The following is a 19,478-nucleotide window of genomic DNA, read 5'->3' on the forward strand; positions in this document are numbered from 1 at the left end:
CCTTTTCAGAGACCCCATCACTGTGGAGTTAGGTGTTTTAAAAGGATTTTGGTATTTTTTTACCGAATTAATAGGTATATGGATTCACTTTCAGTTAAAAGTAAGGGAAAGAAGGGATCGCGTATGGAGGAAAAGTTTATTCAAATAGCCGCAATTATTGTGGCGGTGGTTTCGAGCGGCATCGCAATCTTTCAAGTCTTACTCTTTTTGGGGTTGCCGTTAGCGGAGTATAGCTGGGGCGGTAAATATCAGGGTGTGCTGCCGAAGAAAATGAGAATCATGAGTCTGCCATCCGCATTTTTATTACTCTTTTTTGGATTTATCTTTTTAATACACACAAAAGTTATATCGGTAGGATTCAATCTGCCAACAAATTTTTTGTCATCATAATTACGATCTTCATGGGATTAAACACACTGGGAAATCTAGCTTCAAAAAGCAAAAAAGAGAGAAGGGTTATGACTCCATTAGCGGGAATCACATTCTTATCATGTTTGCTTGTCCTTATATATAGCTAAGAAACCATGGAAATGGTTCTTCCGGTTTTACTGTATCAAAAACCATGAGAATCGTCTCTATGGCTTCCAAAAGAAAAACACCTTCGATTAAAGTACTGGATTAACGCACATTTCGAAGGTGTTTTTTGCTGCAAGGTTTGATGTCAATCTGAATGACGGTTATCATGTAGTTGCGATCATTGAAGTGTGGGAGGATAAAAAATTGTTAGTCGATAAAATCATCCAATTTGAGAATCATTTTGCGGAATTGCAGGCGGAAGTTGTAGAAAAGCCTTATGGGCGAATCTTTTATGATAGAGATAATCCATTATCTTATGATAGTAATCATGCATATATTAAGGAAGATTTTGATGGTGATTGGGATTTGGCCATCAATGAAATAATCGATTTTTATAGGGAGATTGCGATTACTCCACGTGTCTATACGTTTACTAGAAGTAAAAGTAATGTGGGGCTTTTTTTAGAAAAGAAAGGATTTTTAAAACAGATTGAAGATGTAAGTTTCTATGTCCAAAAAAACAAAAAATTAATCGACCGGGCCAGAACAATTGCTATTAGAAGACTTCACTCATCAGACGAAGCGGAATTAAGCCACTTTGGTCAGGAGCTGAGCGAGTGGGGGTATAAATCGTTAATGAAGGCTTTAGGTAATAAAAATTTTTATCTGTTTGGCGGATATGAAGGTGATCTTTTGGTATGTATGGCGTCTTTGTACAAACAGGGCGATATTTCAAGAATCAATGATGTATTCACAAAAAGTGATAAAAGAGGGAATGGCTATGGAGCCCAATTAATCAACTTTATCACGGAGTTTAATGATAAAACCTTACATACCGTAAGCTATTTATATGCCAACAATCCGATCGCCATCAACATGTACAAAAAAACAGGATATGAAGAGATGAAGGAAATGGTACGTGGGTGTTACTGGGTGGAATGACTAGGGGACCGTGGAGACGGTTCTTATGGTGGGAGACCTCCTAATGTCCGGCAAAGAAAAAAACCACCCTGATTTTACAGAATGGTTTTAAAAGAAAAGTTTCTATTTAACTAAACGGCCATGTCATTCTTGTTGCTTTGGTCGGGTTGATGTTTGTCCTTCATCCGGCTAAAAATATTAGCGAGAAGGGAGCCAGAAATATTATGCCAAACGCTGAAGATGGCGCTTGGTACTGCCGCTAAAGGAGAGAAATGTGCAGTGGCGATGGCCACTCCCAATCCGGAATTCTGCATGCCGACTTCCATGGCCACAGCCTTTTGTTTGGCCAGATTCATTCCGCATAAACGGGCAAAGAAAAAGCCAATTAAGAATCCAAGCAGATTATGAAGAATCACCACTCCAAAAATAAGCAGTCCTGATTCGGCAATTTTGGCTGCGCTGCCTGCGACAACTGCAGAGACAATTAACACAATCGCGATAACAGAAACAAGCGGCATTGCTTTTGCACCGGCCTGCGCTTGTTTTCCAAAGAACTTTTTAATGATAAAGCCAAGTGCCAATGGAACAATGACAACTTGTACGATCGAAAGGAATAAGGATGAAACGCTGACATCCACCCATTTGCTTGCAAACAGAAGAATGAGCAATGGTGTAACGATTGGTGCAAGAAGCGTAGAAACTGAGGCAATGGCAACGGCGAGTGCCACATTTCCTCTTGCTAGGAACACCATCACATTCGAAGCTGTGCCGCTTGGGCAGCATCCTACTAAAATGACCCCGACCGCGACTTCTTTCGGTAAATCAAGCCCGACAGCCAGTAAAAAGGCAAGCAGAGGCATAATGATAAAGTGACCGATAACTCCAAGTGCTACTTCTTTTGGTCTTCTAAACACTTCTTTAAAATCCGACAACTCAAGTGTTAATCCCATTCCAAACATAACAATTCCTAATAGTGGAACAATATAGCCTCCCAGCCCCACAAAATGCTCAGGAAAAGAATAAGCAATTACTGCAAAAATCAAAACCCATAATGTAAATGTTTTTCCCGCAAAGCTACTGATTTTCTCGATGACTTCCAAAGTAAACCCTCCAAATAAAAAAATTTTTTTCAATATTTTAAATGTTAGATTAAATATTTCAAAAAATCAATAAATTAAGTCTACTAAATTAAAAGTTTAAAGCGGTGAAGCACGAAGGTCCAGGTTGCCTGTTTAAGGAAAAACATGCTTTTTCAAGCTCCCCCACATTCGAAACAAAAATGAATTAGAAGGAATTAGTTGCTGTTAGTAAGAATTCTAAAGTCAAGGGCTTGCTAAGTGATTAAAAGATTACTATGAAAAAGAATAGAGGTGCCTGCATGTTGGATTGGACAATTTTTGAGAAAAAACTCTACGAACGAATGGAAAATGAACATATTTTAGGAGCGGCCGTTGCTATAAGCCAAAATGGAAAGGTCATTTATCAAAAAGGCTTTGGGGTAAAAGACCTGGATACAAATGAGCCGGTTACCCCAAACACTATCTTCGGTACTGCGTCTGTAACGAAGTCCTTTACCGCTTTAGCAATCATGAAGTTAGAGGAAGAAGGAAAACTATCGATCGATGACCCAGTCATTGCTTACTTGCCTGAATTTTTTATACCCAGCGTTGAAAAGATGGAATCTATAAAAATCCATCATTTGCTAACCCATACCACTGGACTTGAGCCAATCAAAAGGAGGGAAGAGCTGAATCGATTTGGTGAACACCTTGCCTATTTAGCGGGGCACCATCATCCTATACTAGGCAAGCCGGGGGAATTCCTAAGTTATTGCAATGATACCTTTTTGCTGCTGGGCGCCCTAATTGAGCGGGTAACGGGGCGATTGTTTAGAAGATATATCATGGAAGAGCTGGTATATCCTTTAGAAATGAATCGTACAACATTCAGTATTGAAGAATTATATAAATTTGAGGATGTATCCACTCCATATGTCTATCATTCAGGGAGGGGCCAGCACGAAAAGCAGTCATGGCCAGTTCTAGGAAACTATGAAGCTGGTGGAGGCATTCGCTCCAATGTTCTTGATCTACTAAAATACGGTGAACTTTATATCCACAAAGGAGAGCCCTTTATATCGGGGAAACAATTAGAGAAAATGCAGCAGCCCTACTATCCTATCAATCGAAGCTCTTATTATGGTTATGCATTGGAAGTGACACCAGACTACCACGGTGTCGCACTGGTCGAGCATAGCGGCGGCCAGCCAGGTGTTTCCTCTAACTTTGGTTTTATCCCGGAACATAACCTGGTCGTGGCTGTGTTAACCAATGTATCGGAGGTTTCTGCGAAAGACATCTGGCTGGAGGCTGTGAATCATGCTTTAGGATTATCATTAGAGGAGAAAAGAAGTAAGGAACAGTTTGTTGACCTCCCGGAAGAACAGCTGAAGAAATTTGTTGGGACGTATGGAAGTGAAGAGGGAGATTGTATTCAGATTTTATTTGAAGATAATACGTTAAAAGCGATCATCAATGATAATGAATTTTCGTTAAGGGCAAGCGGGGAAGACACTCTTGTCATCACTAAAAAAGAGAAGCCGATTCAGTTTTATTTTGATTTGATTGGTGAAACTCGGGCAGCTTTTATGGGTTTAAGGATGCTCTTAAAGAAGAATGGGTGTAAACCTGCTTCTTCCTGAATAATGTTTATGAATATTTTGAGGGAAGTGAGACATGTCTTACTTCCCTTTTCCTGAAGCACTTTTTGCAAATCTCCTTCGCCCTAACGATAGGTATATTTTTGCACCTCTCACCGTTTTGAGTCTTTTGTTGCATTCAAAAATCCTGTTAAAAAAGTTATTATATTGCGGTGTAATTGTTTGAAATGCAGGTAACTATTATGACTGCTAAAAAAGTATCGTAAAAGGGAGAAGGTATTTTAGAAATGTCTATTGATTCATTTGTATTGGCCGTTGGGGCGGCGGGAATCGACTATGATATGTTAAAGAATTTAGGGATTTCAATAGGGATTTTGCTTCTATTTATTCTCTTTCGAAACATATTTACCAAGTATGTGTTTCAGTTGATATTAAAATTGACTAAGAAGACGCCAACGGATTTTTTTACACAAATATGTTTGGCATTTGAACGTCCTTTAGGCTGGTTTTTCATTATTTTTGGTTTGTACCTGGCCATGGACTATTTTCCTTTTATCGAACAACAGAATGCCTTATTTTTAAAACTTTTGCGTTCCATGGTCATCGTATTAATTACATGGGGATTGTTTAATTTGACCTCTCCTACATCGGGGATCTTAATAAGTTTAAATGAAAAATTAACCAATAAGATTGATTCCATTCTGATTCCGTTTTTTTCAAGGACTATCCGCGTTATCCTGATTGCCATCAGTATCAGTATTATCGGGCAGGAGTTTGATTACGACGTTAATGGGTTGGTCGCAGGTCTCGGATTAGGGGGTCTGGCCTTTGCTTTAGCGGCAAAAGAGGCGGTTGGCAATCTCATTGGCGGGATTGTCATTGTAACAGAAAAACCTTTTTCCATTGGTGAATGGATCCTGACTCCTAGCGTTGAGGGGATCGTCGAGGATATTAATTTCCGAAGTACTAAAATTCGAACCTTTAGTCAAGCGTTGGTGACAGTTCCAAACGCCACACTTGCGAATGAGGCTATTACCAATTGGAGCCGTATGGGGAAAAGACGGATCACTTTCCACTTGGGACTTAACTATCAAACTACCAAAGACCAACTTCAGCGAGTGGTTTACCGGATTGACCAAATGTTGAGGACCCATGAAGAGATCCATCCGGATACGATTATGGCAGCCTTCGATCATTACAATGAAAGCAGTCTCGATGTTCTGGTCTATTTTTTCACGAATACGACTGTATGGGCGGAGCACGTGAAAATCAAGCATGAAATTAACTTAGAAATCATGGGGATTTTAGAGGAAGAGGGAGTACAAGTCGCCTTTCCAAGCCGGACGATTTATGTATCACCGCAATCCAATGAATTGATGCAAACTATGGGTTCATTTGATTGAAATTAAATATAAAGAAAATCAGACCTTTGCGGTGACGCGGAGGTCTTTTTTTTGCCGGCTGTTTGAATGGGATTAGAATATTTTTCCTTTGTGAATGCATACTAAAAACAAAATCTTAAAACTATTGAGAAAGGGACGGAGTGGCTGTTTGAGGCACCATTCCGATTTGCCGATATGAAGGAAGCGTTTCTGCGCTTTCCTTTATAGGCAATGAAAAGCCGCCCCAAAGGCACCGGGAATATTCCAACAATTCGACAAAGGCGAAATCGCACTAAAAGGTGAAACGATGAAGAAATATGCCTATAATGAAATCACTCTCATGCAGTATATTTTTTTGATTAATGGAGCGCAGGTTGGGACCGGAGTTCTATCCCTCCCGCGCATACTTGCTGAAAAAGCTGGAACCGATGGTTGGATCGCTATCATAATTGGCTGGTTGTGCTCAGTCTCTGCCAGCATTTTTTTAGTTAAAGCGGCTGCAAAATACCCTGAGGACACCCTTTACGAAATTCTAATACGTTTTTTCGGAAAAATACTGGGAAAAGTACTCGTCTCGGTTTACATGGTGTACTTTGCATTTTACGCTTGGACCATTCTTGTAAATGCCTGTCTCTATATCAAGGCATGGTTTCTGCCTAAAACCCCTGATTTTATCATTTTGCTATTATTTTCGATTCCGACTTTTTTTGTTGCCCGCAACGGGTTGCGCGTTTTAGGCAGGTACTCGGAACTATCTTTTTATATGGTATTGTGGATTCCTCTGTTTTTATTGATACCGCTAAAGGATGGAAATTGGCTCCACTTCCTTCCTTTGCTTAAAGAAGGGTGGCGACCGGTTTTATCTGCTGTGCCGTCCACGGTTTTTTCCTTTTTGGGATTTGAAGTAGCGTTCTTCTTGTACCCCTTTTTACAAAAAAAGCAGCATGCGGTGCTCGGAATTACGATTGCGAACACCTTAACGATGTTGTTTTATGTATTTGTGGCGGTTGTCTGCTTTGCCTATTTTAGCCCCGATGGGATTATTGAATTTAATCAACCTGTATTGAATTTACTTAAACTCATTGAATTTCGTTTTTTGGAGCGTTTTGACATGGTTTTATTGGCTGTTTATCTGATTGTTGTTTCCTCAGCCTGGATGCCCTGCGTATACTTAGCGACCTTTTGTTCAAGTCAATTGATTGGAAAACAGGATCACAGCAATCACGTCATCATTTTATTATTGATTATTATTGGGTCAGTATATTGGCAGGATCCTACCTGGTTTGATTCGGAAAAGTGGCAACAGATGTTGGTCAAAGGCGGGCTGGCAGTGGCATTCGTTGCCCCGCCCTTTTTATGGGTCTATAGCTGGATATATGAAAAGTTCCGTCGGAGGGTAAGCCATTGAAAAGGAAGAACCTGCTTTGCCTATCGCTTGTGGCTATGATGATGGCTGGATGCGTGGACCATTTGAGTGCTTAATCAAGAAAACGCAGACCGCCATCGTTGACCCTTTTGGATATGGCCGATATGCAAGAGCCTACAAGTATCCTGAGTGGAAAAAGGTCCAAAACTACTGGGGACAAGCCTTTTCGAAGGCGGATGTAAACGTCAAGGTAAAGGTAACCATTGGCGGGATGGGGACGATTAAGTAGTACATGGGTATGCGATTCCATAAAATAAGAACCGTCCCTTTGGTTTCGATAGATGTATATTATTGGTGATTTAGGGGTGGACAATTATACAATAGATATATCGTTACAAAGAGGAAAGTGGTGCAGGATCATGAAACCAAAGGTTATTGTCTATAAGAAACTCGATTCCACAGTTTTGGAATTTATCCGGGAAGCGTGTGAGGTAGTATATTTTGAAAAGTTGAATGAGGATACCTATGAAAGTTTTTATCAGGAGTTAAAGGATGCCGAGGGAATTCTGGGTTCCAGTTTAAAGGTAGATAAAGATTTGTTGGAGCGTGCTCCTCAACTGAAAATTGTGAGTAATGTTTCTGTCGGCTACGACAACTTCGATATTCCTGCCATAACCAATCGAAACGTAATGGCTACTAATACTCCGGGCGTTTTAAATGATACAGTAGCGGATACGATTTTTGGGCTGATGCTGGCAGCTGCTAGAAGAATGCCGGAATTGGACCGGTATGTGAAGGAAGGAAAATGGTTACCAACAGATGGTGAAAATCTGTTTGGAATCGATGTGCACCATAAAAAACTGGGCATCATTGGAATAGGTGGAGTCGGAATGGCCATTGCCAAAAGAGCTCATTTTGGGTTTGATATGCCGATTATGTATCATAATCGCTCACGTAATCTTGAAGCGGAGCAAACCTTCCAGGCAACGTATTGCTCCCTCGAGGAATTATGCCGGGAATCGGATTTTGTTTGCCTCATGACTCCGCTGTCTCCAGCTACAGTAAAGCTGATTGGTGAAAAGGAATTTAAATTAATGAAAAAAACGTCCATTTTTGTAAATGGCTCGCGAGGCGCGACTGTGGATGAAGAGGCCTTGGTTCGGGCGCTGCAAAATCGGGATATCCTGGCAGCTGGGCTCGATGTTTTTGAGCAGGAGCCTGTACAACCGGATCATCCGTTGCTGTCCATGGATAATGTGGTGACCTTACCGCATATTGGGTCGGCCACCCATGAAACCCGATTGAAAATGGCGCAGCTGGCTGCCGAGAATCTTGTCCTGGGAGTGCAGGGGGAGACACCTCCGAATCTTATTAATCCAGCTGTATGTCAACGGTAATCCATTGGGACGGTTCTCACGGCTTTTTTGAGCCAAGAACCGTCCCCCGTAGTTTGAGTGAAATTAAATATAAAGAAAATCAGACCTTTGCGGTGACGCGGAGGTCTTTTTTTGCTGGCTGCTTGAATGGGATTAGAATATTTTTCCTTTGTGAATGCATACTAAAAACAAAGTCTTAAAACTATTGAGAAAGGGACGGAGTGGATGTTTGATTTTCTGAAGCCCTTAAAAGGCAAGCGCTCTCCTCGGCACCAACAAGTAAGCACCCATTCTAATCTTCAGAATGATGTCCTGGACTCTGATTTATCCCATAATATAGAGAAACTCCAACAGCTATTTTCTCAGGCACCTGATTTAGTGATTCGTCGCTTTTCAATCACCGCTAGTAAATCTGATGCTGCTTTGGTTTATTTGCCTGGATTGACGAATAAAGATGCGATTCATAATCATGTTTTGAAGCCATTGATGAGCAGCTCCTTCGAACCTGATAAGGAACTGCCCATTACAATAGGAGATGTCGAAGTCGTCGATACGTGGGGCCAGATCGAAAGTGCGATTCTAGGTGGAGATAGCGTTTTATTGTTAAATGGACAAAACACCGGGTATCGATTAGATACAAAAGGATGGCCGCAAAGACAACTTAATGACCCTCAAAACGAAATAGCTCTAAAAGGTGCTCATCAAGGATTTGTGGAAACAGGGACTCAAAATATCGCATTAATTCGCAGGTATATTCCCCACCACGAATTAATACTGAAAGAAATGACAATCGGTTTACGAGGAAAAACAAAGGTTTCTCTTTTATATTTAAGAGATGTGGCTTCTGAAGACGTGTTAAGAGAATTGGAGTCACGGCTTCAAAAAATTACAGTTGACGCGATTATTAATACTGGCGAGCTGATCGAGTTCATTGAAGATAATCCTTATTCACCCTTCCCGCAAATTATGTTGACCGAAAGACCTGATACAGCAGTATCCCACATTCTCCAGGGAAGATTTGTGATTGTTTTGGACCGTTCTCCGAGCGTATTGATTGCTCCGACAAATTTTATGTCCTTTTTTCAGGCTGTGGATGATTACGGTTCCCGGTGGTTAGTTTCTTCGTTCATCCGAGTAAGCCGTTTTTTATCTTTTATTATTGCCTTATTTTTTCCCGCCAGCTATGTTGCGTTTATTTCCTATAATTTTGAAGTCATCCCGATGGAGCTTTTACTTTCGATTGCAGAATCAAGGATACAAGTTCCGTTCCCACCCGTACTGGAAGCGGTAATTATGGAGATGATCCTGGAATTGATGCGGGAAGCGGCACTAAGGCTGCCGACCCCGATCGGTCAGACCATTGGTATTGTGGGAGGCATTATCATTGGTCAGGCGGCTGTTGCGGTGGGAATTGTCAGCAACATTATGATTATTGTCGTTGCTGTTACAGCTATCGCTTCTTATAACATCCCTAATTATGATATGAGTTCGTCCATTAGACTGTTAAGATTCCCTATGATGTTAGCCGCCGCCATGTTTGGAATTGTAGGGATTGTGGTAGGCTGGATGACCATAGTCGGCCACCTGGTTAGTCTTGAATCATTAGGCACACCCTATGGAACTCCTCTAGCTCCATTCCGATTTGCTGATATGAAGGATGCGTTTTTGCGCTTTCCTTTATGGGCAATGAAAAGCCGCCCCAAAGGGACTGGGGCTATTCCAACTATTCGACAAGGGCGAAATCGCACTAAAAGGTGAAACGATGAAAAAATATGCCTATAATGAAATCACGCTCATGCAGTATATTTTTTTGATTAATGGAGCGCAGGTAGGGACCGGAGTTCTATCCCTCCCGCGCATACTTGCCGAAAAAGCTGGAACCGACGGTTGGATCGCTATCATAATTGGCTGGTTATGCTCAGTCTCAGCCAGCATTTTTTTAGTTAAAACGGCTGCAAAATACCCTGAGGACACCCTTTACGAAATTCTTATACGTTTTTTCGGAAAAATACTGGGGAAAGCGCTAGTCTCGGTTTACATGGTGTACTTTGCATTTTCCGCTTGGAGCATTCTTGTAAGTGCCTGTCTCTATATCAAGGCATGGTTTCTGCCTAAAACCCCTGATTATATCATTTTGTTATTATTTTCGATTCCGACTTTTTTTGTTGCCCGCAACGGGCTGCGCGTTTTAGGCAGGTACTCGGAACTAACTTTTTATATGATAATGTGGATTCCTCTGTTTTTATTGATACCGCTAAAGGATGGAAATTGGCTCCACTTCCTTCCTTTGCTTAAAGAAGGGTGGCGACCGGTTTTATCTGCTGTGCCGACCACTGTTTCTTCCTTTTTGGGATTTGAAGTAGCGTTCTTTATGTACCCCTTTTTACAAAAAAAGCAGCATGCTGTGCTCGGAATTACGATTGCGACCACTTTAACGATGTTGTTTTACGTGTTTGTGACGGTTGTCAGCTTTGTCTATTTTAGCCCCGATGGGATTATTGAATTTAATCAACCTGTACTGAATTTACTTAAACTCATTGAATTTCGTTTTTTGGAGCGTTTTGACATGGTTTTATTAGCCGTCTATCTGATTGTTGTTTCCTCATCCTGGATTCCCTGCGTATACTTTGCAACCTTTTGTTCAAGTCAATTGATTGGAAAACAGGATCACAGCAATCACGTCATCATTTTATTATTGATTATTATTGGATCAGTATTTTTGCAGGATCCTACCTGGATTGATTCGGAAGAGTGGCAGAAGAGGGTGGTCAAAGGCGGGCTGGCATTGGCATTCGTTGCCCCGCCCTTTTTATGGGTCTATAGCTGGATATATGAAAAATTCCGTCGGAGGGTAAGTCATTGAAAAGGAAGACACTGCTTTGCCTATCGCTTGTGGCTATGATGATGACCGGATGCGTGGACCAAATGTATGTTGAGGATGTCACTCTGTCACTTATACTAGGATTAGATGTGGATGAGGATGGCCATTTATTGGTGTATATGTCGAGTCCGGTGTTTAACAAAGAAGCAAAGGTAAAAGAGGAGAAAGTCGAAGTGAAGGCTGTTTCAATTCGAGATTCCAGGGAACTGTTTGATCAGACCGTAATGGCTTTAACATCAGGAAGCAAAACACAATTACTCTTAGTTGGGAAAAAGCTGTTAAAACGAAAAAATTGGATTGATTACATCGATCCTTTTTATCGGGACCCCAAAAATACGGTTACAACAAGAGTTGTCGCCGTAGATGGTCCTGTTTCGGACGTCATTTTTTTTAGGCCCAAAGACAAGCCTCGTCTCCCTTTGTATTTAGCCAATTTAGTGGATACAGCTTACAGAAGAAATGTCTCCATAAAAACGACACTTCAAGAATTTCATGAGCAAACGACGGAAAAAGGGATAACAGCAAGCATTACCGAAATGAAAAAAGACGGTAAAATCATGTTGACGGGCACGGCTCTGCTGGATAAACAGAGCAGATATAAGTTAAGCATAACGCCTTATGAAAACAAATTTTTACGTATCCTGCAGCATAAAACAAAAGGGGATTTCCCATTTACCATTTCCGTCCCTATGGAATCGAATGGACTTGATCAGCATTGGATCAGCTTTAGTACACCAAGCATTAAAGTAAAAACAAGGGTAAGGTATGACAATCATTTTATTTTTGACACAGACGTAAAAATGAGAGTTGCCATTACAGAACGACTTTTTCCATACAATGTACGGAAAGATGCAGCGAAACTGCAAAAGAGTATTGAAACGAAATTGCAAGCGGATTTTGAGCGCTTAATAAAGAAAACACAAACCAGGGAGATTGACCCTTTCGGATTTGGGATCTATGCAAGAGCTTATACGTATCCAGAGTGGAAAAAAGTCCAAAATCAATGGGGAAAAGCCTTTTCGAAGGCTGATGTGAACGTCAAGGTACATGTAACAATTAGCGGGATGGGGACGCTTAAGTAGACCATGGCAATGCGGTTCTATTAAATTGGGGATGCGTAATTTTTAAGGCTGATGGGATTATGTATTTAAGGAATTTTCATGGTTAAGGTTAATATAAATAATATGATGTAAAACCTACAAAGGGGGAAAAATTAAAAAACATCGGTTATCGATTCACCTTCAACCCGGTTTTCCCGAATTGCAAGGAATCTAGGCATTGGCTTCTTTTCTGCGGTTATTTCTGGCATTATTGCTGGTCTATTATTACGACTCGTTATGAAAATTATTGCGATCGTATTCCCTCTCTTGGCCAGTGGATTTACGTTTCAAGGAACCTTTTTCTTAGTCTTATTGGGTATCGGTTTTACATTGGCAAACAGTATCATCTATACGTTTATTCACCAATACTTGCCAAACGGCTGGGTACGGAAAGGTTTGATTTATGGAGGGATGATTTTATGTATTTTCGGGATTCCCTTCTTTTTATCAAATCTGGGTAATGAATTATTTGGGCCGCAAGCTCCACTAGGAATCACTTTGTTCTCGCTTCTTTTCCTATTGGGAGGCCTACTTTTAGCGATGTCTGTCCATCTGGTAACAAATTGGGTTGACCGCGTCCATGGCAGACGGATATTTGCCTATGTTTCTTTCGTCCTTCTCGTCATACCTGCGAGCGTCATATTAGGTGGAATCATCTATGAGATTTTCACTGAACTCATTCCTTCTATAAGATTAAACTTTTAAGTCTTGCAGAGAGAAGTGGTAGAGCACTTCTCTTTTTTTGTTCAGATTGTTGGTAGTTAGGTCTGAATATTTTTTGGTCTACTACGAATCCTACGTTTAGGAGGTGACCGAAGATGGAAGGTAATGAGAAAGAAAGGGAGCAAGAAGACAAAGAGGAATCCATCCATGCAATGGACCAGGGACTTAACTTAATTTTTCAAGTTGTAAATAATATGACTGGGTTGGACAAGGGGAAGGATGGGTTAGACGATAATGATGATAGAAAAGATTGAATTGAGCGCCTTTTATGGCGTTTTTCTATTTTTAGAAAAACTCATATAGGCCCTCATTAAAATACAGAAATTCTTCTTTAGAAACCTTATAGCGTGTATAGCTTTATAAAAGGCTTGTAAGTATACAGTACACCCGCAATTTTCCTTTTTTTAAATATAACAATTAAGATAAATATAAGCCACGAGAACCGTCCCTGTGGTGTTTGGTGTTATAATGACTTGAAAGGTTGTGATGTAATGAACAAATTTACCGTCCTTGTTTTTAGTATAGTATTGGTTTTGATCTCCGGCTGCAGTTCAAATAACTTTCAGATAAAGCTCTCTACGCCAAAATCGTTTACACCTGGTGAAGCTTCTCCCATTGAATTTAAAATCACAGACAGTGAAGGTAAACCGGTTGAAGGTGCAAAGGTTAGCGCCAATTTGAAAATGCAAGGTATGAGTCATGGCGATCTTTCCATGAAGATGCAAGATATTGGGGATGGAGTCTACACTGGGAAAGCGAATATCGAGATGGAAGGCGATTATACTGCAGCCATAAAGATTGATTACAAAGGAGAAAAATGGGCGGGGGAAAAACGGTTTTCCATCGTTTATAAAAAAGCACAGTAGTACTAAAAATGTTAATTCGGGTGCCTGGATTTTGGTTTTTTGATTTCCATTTTTTGTATAAATGTCCAAAATGGATAAAAAAATGTCCAATGGCACCCCGAAATTGTCCAATACCCACGAAAAATTGTCCAAAGTCCCCTCAAAAATGTCCAATACCCACCCAAAAATATCCAATCCTATTTTTTTAAAAAAAAGCCTGGTCCTCACCCATAAAATTGTACTTCCTGTCGAATGTATATAAATAGCTTCATGTAAATTACATCCAAATATTGGGTTGATCAACTTAGAGTAACCTAACATGGGAGAGAAGAAGAATGTCAGAAGAAAACTATCAATCTCGTGAGGAACGAAAACAAGCTGAAAAAGCAAATCAAAATAACCAGAGAAGTAATGGTACACCGAAAAGAGGATCCTTGTTGAAGAAAGGATCTTTATTGAAAAAAGTGATCATTGTCTGTTTGGTACTTGGTCTTGTTTCAACAGGAGCAGGAGCCATCACATTCGCTTCAATGATTAAGGGTACACCTACATTAGATGCTTCGAAGCTGGAGGATCCGCTTTCCACGAAATTTTATGATAAAAACGGAAATTTCCTATATGAATACGGGAAGGAAAAGCGGACGAAGATTTCGTATGAACAAGTGCCTAAAGTGCTGGAACATGCGTTTATAGCCACAGAGGATTCCCATTTTTATGAACATCATGGAATCGACCTCAAACGGACGGCCAAGGCTATTTTCGTGAACGTAACCGGGGATTTCGGATCTCAGGGGGGCAGTACCATTACCCAGCAGGTCATTAAAAACTCCTTTTTGTCTCCAGAGAAAACATTGAAGCGAAAAGTGCAGGAATGGGACCTGGCGTATCAGTTGGAAAAAGAGTACTCCAAGCACGAAATATTAATGATGTATTTGAACAAAATCTATCTAGGAAATCGCTCATACGGAGTGGCGGCGGCCGCGAAGAATTATTATGGACTTGAGGCCGATGATTTGAAAAAAATGACGCTCTCGCAGGCAGCAATGTTAGCCGGTCTGCCGCAGAGTCCGAATAATTACGATCCGACCAAGCCGGAAAATAAAGAATCAGCCACGAAACGCCGACACATTGTCCTAAGCTCGATGCTTCGAGATGGGTATATCACGGAAACTCAAATGAAAGAAGCAGAAAAAGTTTCTATTACTGAGGGGCTTGTACCAAAAAGCACGCAGCAAAGCATGCCTTATGAGGCCTTTTTGGACGCGGCGGTGAAAGAGGTAAAGGGAAAACTAAAGGATGTCAACATCAGCGAAGATGGGTTGTCGATTTATACAACCCTCGATCCAAAAGCACAGAATTATGCCGACAAAATGATGAATACCAATGAAATCATCGGCTATCCTGATGCAAAGTTTCAAGGGGCTTTCGTTTTTTTAGATACGAAAACGGGGGAAGTCAGGGCGATTGGAAGCGGGAGGAACGATTATAAAGCGTCATTCCTTGGCAACAACTTTGCCGTAGATATCAACCGTCAGCCTGGATCTTCCTTTAAGCCGATTTTTGATTATGGCCCGGCGATTGAAAACTTAAAATGGTCGACTGCCCATTTGATTGATGACCAGCCGACGACCTATGAAACCGGCCAGTCGATTTCCAACTGGGATCATCAATATCATGGGGTGCTGACCATACGCTCGGCATTGCAAAACTCTTACAATATCCCAGCTCTGTTAACCATGAGAGAGGTTGGGATGGATAAGTCAAAGAGTTTTGCAGAGAATCTCGGCATTACTTTTAAAAATGACCAAGTGTATGAGTCCTATTCGATCGGAGGTAATACTGTAAGTCCATTAGAGATGGCAGGGGCCTACAGTGCTTTTGGTAATAATGGCGTCTACAATAAACCGCATTTTGTCCAAAAAGTAGTGTTTCCGGACGGCACGGTCGTTAGTTTTGCCGGAAAAGAAAAACGTGTGATGCATGATTACACCGCCTATATGGTGACCGATATGATGCGTTCCGTTGTTAATGAAGGAACAGGAAAAACAGCCAACGTACCAGGACTGGATGTTGCCGGGAAAACAGGTACCACTAATTTTGATACAAAAACTAGAGCTAAATATGGATACCCAAGTTCGGCAACAAATGACAGCTGGTTCGCTGGATATACACCGCAATACACCATGGCTGTCTGGACGGGGTATGCGCAAAACGGCCAGGGGAACTATATGAGCGGCAATACGACGAAAATCTCGCAGCTGATGTTTAAAGCGATGATGCAAGCTTTCGGTACAGACGCATCCTATTTTAAGCAGCCGAGCAGCGTTTACAGAGTGAATAATGAATTGTATATCAGAGGTGTAAGTTCTGCGGATGTTCCAACCATTCCTAAGAAAGAAGAGAAGTCAGAGAAGGATGAAGAGAAAAAGCAAAAAGAGGAAATGAAAAATCAACAAAAGGAATGGAAACAGCAAGAGAAAGGGAAGGGAAAAGGGAAACATAAACACGGCGATTGATTCCGGTGCCTGTCCCGCCACGAGTATGCAGAGAGAAGTGTTAGCGCACTTCTCTTTTTTTTATCCCTTTTGTTGTTGACTTTTTTTGTAAATAAAATGAAAATGAATGGGTTCAGATTTTATTTTTTTAAGGGGTACTCGCAATGCAGAAGATGAGAATGAAAGAAACTAAAGCACCTTTGAAGCTTTTGGGAATTCGCTATTATAAGGCTGAAGATGGACAATATTATAAAAAGGTAGGGACCAATCACCGTTATCCTGTCACACCGCTGTGGAAGAAGAAACGGTTTAAGCTTGGACTGCCTGTAGTCCTACTTGCTGTAATTGGATTTTTTGGCTATCAAATTGGGATGAATCTTGCCTCCAAAAAAGTGGTCGAGGAAATTTCTCATCAAGTACCGAAAAAGGAGATCCAAGCACTATTGACTGATCCATCCGTTCAGCAATTCATTGAGGATGAAGTGGGTTCCGATAAAAAACAACAAATTCTTGATAAGTATTCAGTGGTGCAAATGGCGAACACTCCTCTAGTTGCGTCTGCCTCTGCTAGCAGCGACCAGGCTGCTTCTGAAGATAGTAAGACAAGCAAGAAATCAACTGAGACTAAAACCTCCACTAGTTCGAAATTAAAGTTTACTTCAAGGGATCAAGTATTGAAATTTTTATTAACCAAATTTACGATGAATGAGCTAATGGGCTTTGCCGACAAGGCCAAGGGAGGATTAACCCCTGAAGTAAAATCGGAGATTCAATCGACGGTTATGAAACGGTTAACACCTGAAGAGTACGAAGCTTTGAAGCTTTTTGCGATTATTGAATTAAGTAAATCATAAAAATTGAGGACAAGCGCTTCCTTCATGGGAGCGCTTGTTTTTTACTTCACATAGGGGAAAAGTTGAAATTATATTTTTTTGGTTTTTTTGGCTAATTGTCCAAAACGTCCGTAAAATTGTCCAAAGTGGTCCCGAAAATGTCCAATGTACATAAAAAAATGTCCAAAGTGCCCTCAAAAATGTCCAATATGCCACAAAATTTGTCCAAAGCATATGTGCGGCAAGTAAACTCGAGCTCCTATTTTTTCGTTTTTTGGCTAAATAGACAAAACTATTAAAAAAATAGACAAACATCTTTCAAAAATAGACAAAATGCCCTCAAAAATGAACAAAACCCCCAAAAAAATAGACAAAGCCCCTTGAAAAATAGACAAAACTTCGATTCCGAAGTTTCTGGTCCTGTTGCCAGTCCATTCATATGCGTTTTACGAACCTATTTTTTTGAATACGAGGAATTATAATTTGAAATATCTGAAAACTCCTTTTATAATTTAAGTGAAAATTAGCCGTAGTCCCGTCAGAGAAGCGATTCGGGGGCTGATTATTGAGGGATTGCTGGTAATGGATGAAAAGTCCCAAATTTCCGTCTACAAGCCAAATTTGCAAGATGTGCGCGATATTTATGAATGCCAGATTTCGCTATAAAAATACCAATAAGGAAGTAGGTATATTAGTATGAAGAAACTAGAGATTGCTGTCATTCCGGGAGATGGGATTGGGAAAGAAGTTGTTCCTGTTGCCACAAAGGTTTTAGATACAGTGGCTGAAATTCATGGCGGTATAAAATTTGAGTACAATGAATTTCCGTGGAGCTGTGACTACTACCTGGAGCATGGAAAAATGATGCCGGAAGACGGTTTGGATATCTTAAAAAACTTTGAGGCGATTTTTTTAGGGGCGGTTGGAAACCCTCAGTTGGTTCCAGATCATGTTTCGTTATGGGGACTATTGATTAAGATTCGCCGCGAATTTGAACAATCGATCAATATTCGTCCAGCTAAATTTTTTAAAGGTTTGAAATCACCGCTAATCAATCCTAATGACTTTGATTTAATTGTCGTGAGGGAAAATAGTGAGGGTGAATATAGTGAAGTGGGCGGCAGGATTCACCGAGGGGATGATGAGGTTGCCATCCAAAATGCTATTTTTACTAGAAAAGGTACTGAGCGTGCGATGCGCTATGCGTTTGAGTTGGCTAAACAGAGAAGAGGCCACGTTACATCCGCGACGAAGTCGAACGGTATTGTCCACTCGATGCCGTTTTGGGATGAGGTCTTTAATGATGTAAAAGCGGATTATACGGATATTCAAACAGCTACCTATCATATCGATGCGTTAGCGGCCTTTTTCGTAACACGTCCGCAGATTTTTGATGTCATTGTTGCTAGTAATCTATTTGGAGATATATTAACCGATATTGGCGGGGCGATCATGGGAAGTATCGGGATTGCGCCGGCAGCGAATATTAATTTAAGTGGAAAGTATCCGTCTATGTTCGAGCCTGTGCATGGTTCTGCGCCGGATATTTATGGAAAGGGCATTGCCAACCCAATCGGGCAGGTATGGACTGCTAAAATGATGCTCGACCATTTTGGGGAGCATGAGCTTGGTCAGAGGCTTTTAGAAGTAGTAGAAGAGGTAACCAATGAGGGAACCAAGACTCCGGATATTGGCGGCAAGTCCTCCACGATTGAGGTTGGAGACGCGATTTGCAGCCGGTTGAAAAAGGTTTGCTCGGTGTCTTGGGGTAGTGTGAATGAATAAGAGAGGCTGTCTTGAAGGGTGTTAATGGGTAACGCTTTTGAGGCAGTCTCTTTTTTTTATAGGGAGAATCTGCCCTCTAACAATCTAGCGATTGAAAACATTCTTCAGGTTAAGATGGCTGATGAATAGGTAAGCTTTAGTCGATGCGGAAGTACCAAGATCAAAAGTTAAGAAAATATCAGAAGTCGTCCAAAATATCAGCAGACAGATGTCACTCGCTATACGATAAAAGGCTACAAACTGAAATGACTTCCTTTTGCTTTATTGATGATTAAAGAGGAAATAAATCATTATTTAATTTTTTTTAGAAAAAGTGTTGACCAATCTATTAATCTCCTGTAATATAGGAAAAGTCGTCAGCGAGACGATGAAAGAAAAACAAAAAAGTTATTGACTTCGAGTTAATAACTTGGTATGATAATAAAGTCGCTTTTGAGCGATAGTGAAATTGTTCTTTGAAAACTAAACAAACAAAAACGTCAACAAACAATAATATTCGTTTCTTTTGAAACGAGCCAACGTTTTATTTTATGAGCTAATCAACTTTCTTGGAGAGTTTGATCCTGGCTCAGGACGAACGCTGGCGGCGTGCCTAA

The 19,478-nt window shown here is 40.8% G+C and carries 16 protein-coding genes and 1 pseudogene; 16 read left to right on the forward strand and 1 reads right to left on the reverse strand.

The window, feature by feature from the left end; genetic code table 11:
* The first annotated feature begins 123 nt into the window (after nt 1–123).
* A complete protein-coding gene (locus tag AC59HZ_RS27000; RefSeq protein WP_496548852.1) occupies nt 124–390 on the forward strand; it encodes a hypothetical protein in 267 nt (88 codons plus the stop codon).
* Between the two features lie 246 nt (nt 391–636).
* A complete protein-coding gene (locus AC59HZ_RS27005) occupies nt 637–1,458 on the forward strand; it encodes a GNAT family N-acetyltransferase (RefSeq protein ID WP_496548853.1) in 822 nt (273 codons plus the stop codon).
* A 110-nt stretch (nt 1,459–1,568) separates the two neighbouring features.
* On the opposite strand, the gene AC59HZ_RS27010 is transcribed toward AC59HZ_RS27005, so the two are convergent.
* A complete protein-coding gene (locus tag AC59HZ_RS27010; protein ID WP_496548854.1) occupies nt 1,569–2,537 on the reverse strand; it encodes a bile acid:sodium symporter family protein in 969 nt (322 codons plus the stop codon).
* A gap of 254 nt (nt 2,538–2,791) precedes the next feature.
* Between AC59HZ_RS27010 and AC59HZ_RS27015 the strand changes: the two genes are divergently transcribed.
* The 14 genes and pseudogenes from AC59HZ_RS27015 (at nt 2,792) to AC59HZ_RS27080 (ending at nt 18,882) form a co-directional block, all read left to right on the forward strand.
* Nucleotides 2,792–4,138 carry a serine hydrolase domain-containing protein gene (locus AC59HZ_RS27015; protein ID WP_496548855.1) on the forward strand — a complete coding sequence of 449 codons (1,347 nt, stop codon included), beginning with the start codon at nt 2,792–2,794 and terminating at the stop codon, nt 4,136–4,138.
* A 245-nt stretch (nt 4,139–4,383) separates the two neighbouring features.
* A complete protein-coding gene (locus AC59HZ_RS27020; protein ID WP_496548856.1) occupies nt 4,384–5,499 on the forward strand; it encodes a mechanosensitive ion channel family protein in 1,116 nt (371 codons plus the stop codon).
* Nucleotides 5,500–5,785: 286 nt separating this feature from the next.
* On the forward strand, nt 5,786–6,886 hold the full coding sequence (locus tag AC59HZ_RS27025) for a GerAB/ArcD/ProY family transporter (protein WP_496548857.1): 1,101 nt from the start codon (nt 5,786–5,788) through the stop codon (nt 6,884–6,886).
* A gap of 61 nt (nt 6,887–6,947) precedes the next feature.
* Nucleotides 6,948–7,133, forward strand: a pseudogene (locus tag AC59HZ_RS27030) (Ger(x)C family spore germination C-terminal domain-containing protein); the annotation flags it as partial.
* Between the two features lie 130 nt (nt 7,134–7,263).
* Nucleotides 7,264–8,241 (forward strand): 2-hydroxyacid dehydrogenase, encoded by a 978-nt coding sequence (locus AC59HZ_RS27035; RefSeq protein WP_496548874.1) that lies wholly within the window; start codon nt 7,264–7,266, stop codon nt 8,239–8,241.
* Nucleotides 8,242–8,445: 204 nt separating this feature from the next.
* Complete coding sequence (locus AC59HZ_RS27040) at nt 8,446–9,978, forward strand: spore germination protein (protein WP_496548858.1); 1,533 nt, start codon at nt 8,446–8,448, stop codon at nt 9,976–9,978.
* 4 nt (nt 9,979–9,982) lie between these two features.
* Entirely contained in the window at nt 9,983–11,083 is a 1,101-nt protein-coding gene (locus tag AC59HZ_RS27045) for a GerAB/ArcD/ProY family transporter (RefSeq protein WP_496548859.1), read from the forward strand.
* Nucleotides 11,080–12,183, forward strand: coding sequence for a Ger(x)C family spore germination protein (locus AC59HZ_RS27050; protein ID WP_496548860.1), 1,104 nt, complete (start codon nt 11,080–11,082; stop codon nt 12,181–12,183). The genes AC59HZ_RS27045 and AC59HZ_RS27050 overlap by 4 nt, the downstream gene beginning before the upstream one ends.
* A gap of 255 nt (nt 12,184–12,438) precedes the next feature.
* Nucleotides 12,439–12,906 carry a hypothetical protein gene (locus AC59HZ_RS27055; RefSeq protein WP_496548861.1) on the forward strand — a complete coding sequence of 156 codons (468 nt, stop codon included), beginning with the start codon at nt 12,439–12,441 and terminating at the stop codon, nt 12,904–12,906.
* Nucleotides 12,907–13,019: 113 nt separating this feature from the next.
* Nucleotides 13,020–13,178, forward strand: a complete 159-nt coding sequence (locus AC59HZ_RS27060) for a hypothetical protein (protein WP_496548862.1) — start codon at nt 13,020–13,022, stop codon at nt 13,176–13,178.
* 237 nt (nt 13,179–13,415) lie between these two features.
* Nucleotides 13,416–13,790, forward strand: a complete 375-nt coding sequence (locus AC59HZ_RS27065; RefSeq protein WP_496548863.1) for a FixH family protein — start codon at nt 13,416–13,418, stop codon at nt 13,788–13,790.
* 314 nt (nt 13,791–14,104) lie between these two features.
* Nucleotides 14,105–16,285, forward strand: coding sequence for a transglycosylase domain-containing protein (locus tag AC59HZ_RS27070; RefSeq protein ID WP_496548864.1), 2,181 nt, complete (start codon nt 14,105–14,107; stop codon nt 16,283–16,285).
* Between the two features lie 143 nt (nt 16,286–16,428).
* Nucleotides 16,429–17,118 carry a hypothetical protein gene (locus tag AC59HZ_RS27075; protein ID WP_496548865.1) on the forward strand — a complete coding sequence of 230 codons (690 nt, stop codon included), beginning with the start codon at nt 16,429–16,431 and terminating at the stop codon, nt 17,116–17,118.
* Between the two features lie 675 nt (nt 17,119–17,793).
* On the forward strand, nt 17,794–18,882 hold the full coding sequence (locus AC59HZ_RS27080) for a tartrate dehydrogenase (protein ID WP_496548866.1): 1,089 nt from the start codon (nt 17,794–17,796) through the stop codon (nt 18,880–18,882).
* The last annotated feature ends 596 nt before the right edge of the window (nt 18,883–19,478 follow it).

It is taken from the genome of Neobacillus sp. DZ-9, assembly GCF_059587065.1.

What these genes read in the sequence shown, in the direction of transcription:
- AC59HZ_RS27080 (WP_496548866.1), top strand. Translation starts at nt 17,794, where the DNA reads ATGAAGAAACTAGAGATTGCTGTCATTCCGGGAGATGGGATTGGGAAA.
- AC59HZ_RS27040 (WP_496548858.1), top strand. Translation starts at nt 8,446, where the DNA reads ATGTTTGATTTTCTGAAGCCCTTAAAAGGCAAGCGCTCTCCTCGGCAC.
- AC59HZ_RS27070 (WP_496548864.1), top strand. Translation starts at nt 14,105, where the DNA reads ATGTCAGAAGAAAACTATCAATCTCGTGAGGAACGAAAACAAGCTGAA.
- AC59HZ_RS27045 (WP_496548859.1), top strand. Translation starts at nt 9,983, where the DNA reads ATGAAAAAATATGCCTATAATGAAATCACGCTCATGCAGTATATTTTT.
- AC59HZ_RS27075 (WP_496548865.1), top strand. Translation starts at nt 16,429, where the DNA reads ATGCAGAAGATGAGAATGAAAGAAACTAAAGCACCTTTGAAGCTTTTG.
- AC59HZ_RS27020 (WP_496548856.1), top strand. Translation starts at nt 4,384, where the DNA reads ATGTCTATTGATTCATTTGTATTGGCCGTTGGGGCGGCGGGAATCGAC.
- AC59HZ_RS27060 (WP_496548862.1), top strand. Translation starts at nt 13,020, where the DNA reads ATGGAAGGTAATGAGAAAGAAAGGGAGCAAGAAGACAAAGAGGAATCC.
- AC59HZ_RS27025 (WP_496548857.1), top strand. Translation starts at nt 5,786, where the DNA reads ATGAAGAAATATGCCTATAATGAAATCACTCTCATGCAGTATATTTTT.
- AC59HZ_RS27015 (WP_496548855.1), top strand. Translation starts at nt 2,792, where the DNA reads ATGAAAAAGAATAGAGGTGCCTGCATGTTGGATTGGACAATTTTTGAG.
- AC59HZ_RS27055 (WP_496548861.1), top strand. Translation starts at nt 12,439, where the DNA reads ATGAAAATTATTGCGATCGTATTCCCTCTCTTGGCCAGTGGATTTACG.
- AC59HZ_RS27035 (WP_496548874.1), top strand. Translation starts at nt 7,264, where the DNA reads ATGAAACCAAAGGTTATTGTCTATAAGAAACTCGATTCCACAGTTTTG.
- AC59HZ_RS27000 (WP_496548852.1), top strand. Translation starts at nt 124, where the DNA reads ATGGAGGAAAAGTTTATTCAAATAGCCGCAATTATTGTGGCGGTGGTT.
- AC59HZ_RS27065 (WP_496548863.1), top strand. Translation starts at nt 13,416, where the DNA reads ATGAACAAATTTACCGTCCTTGTTTTTAGTATAGTATTGGTTTTGATC.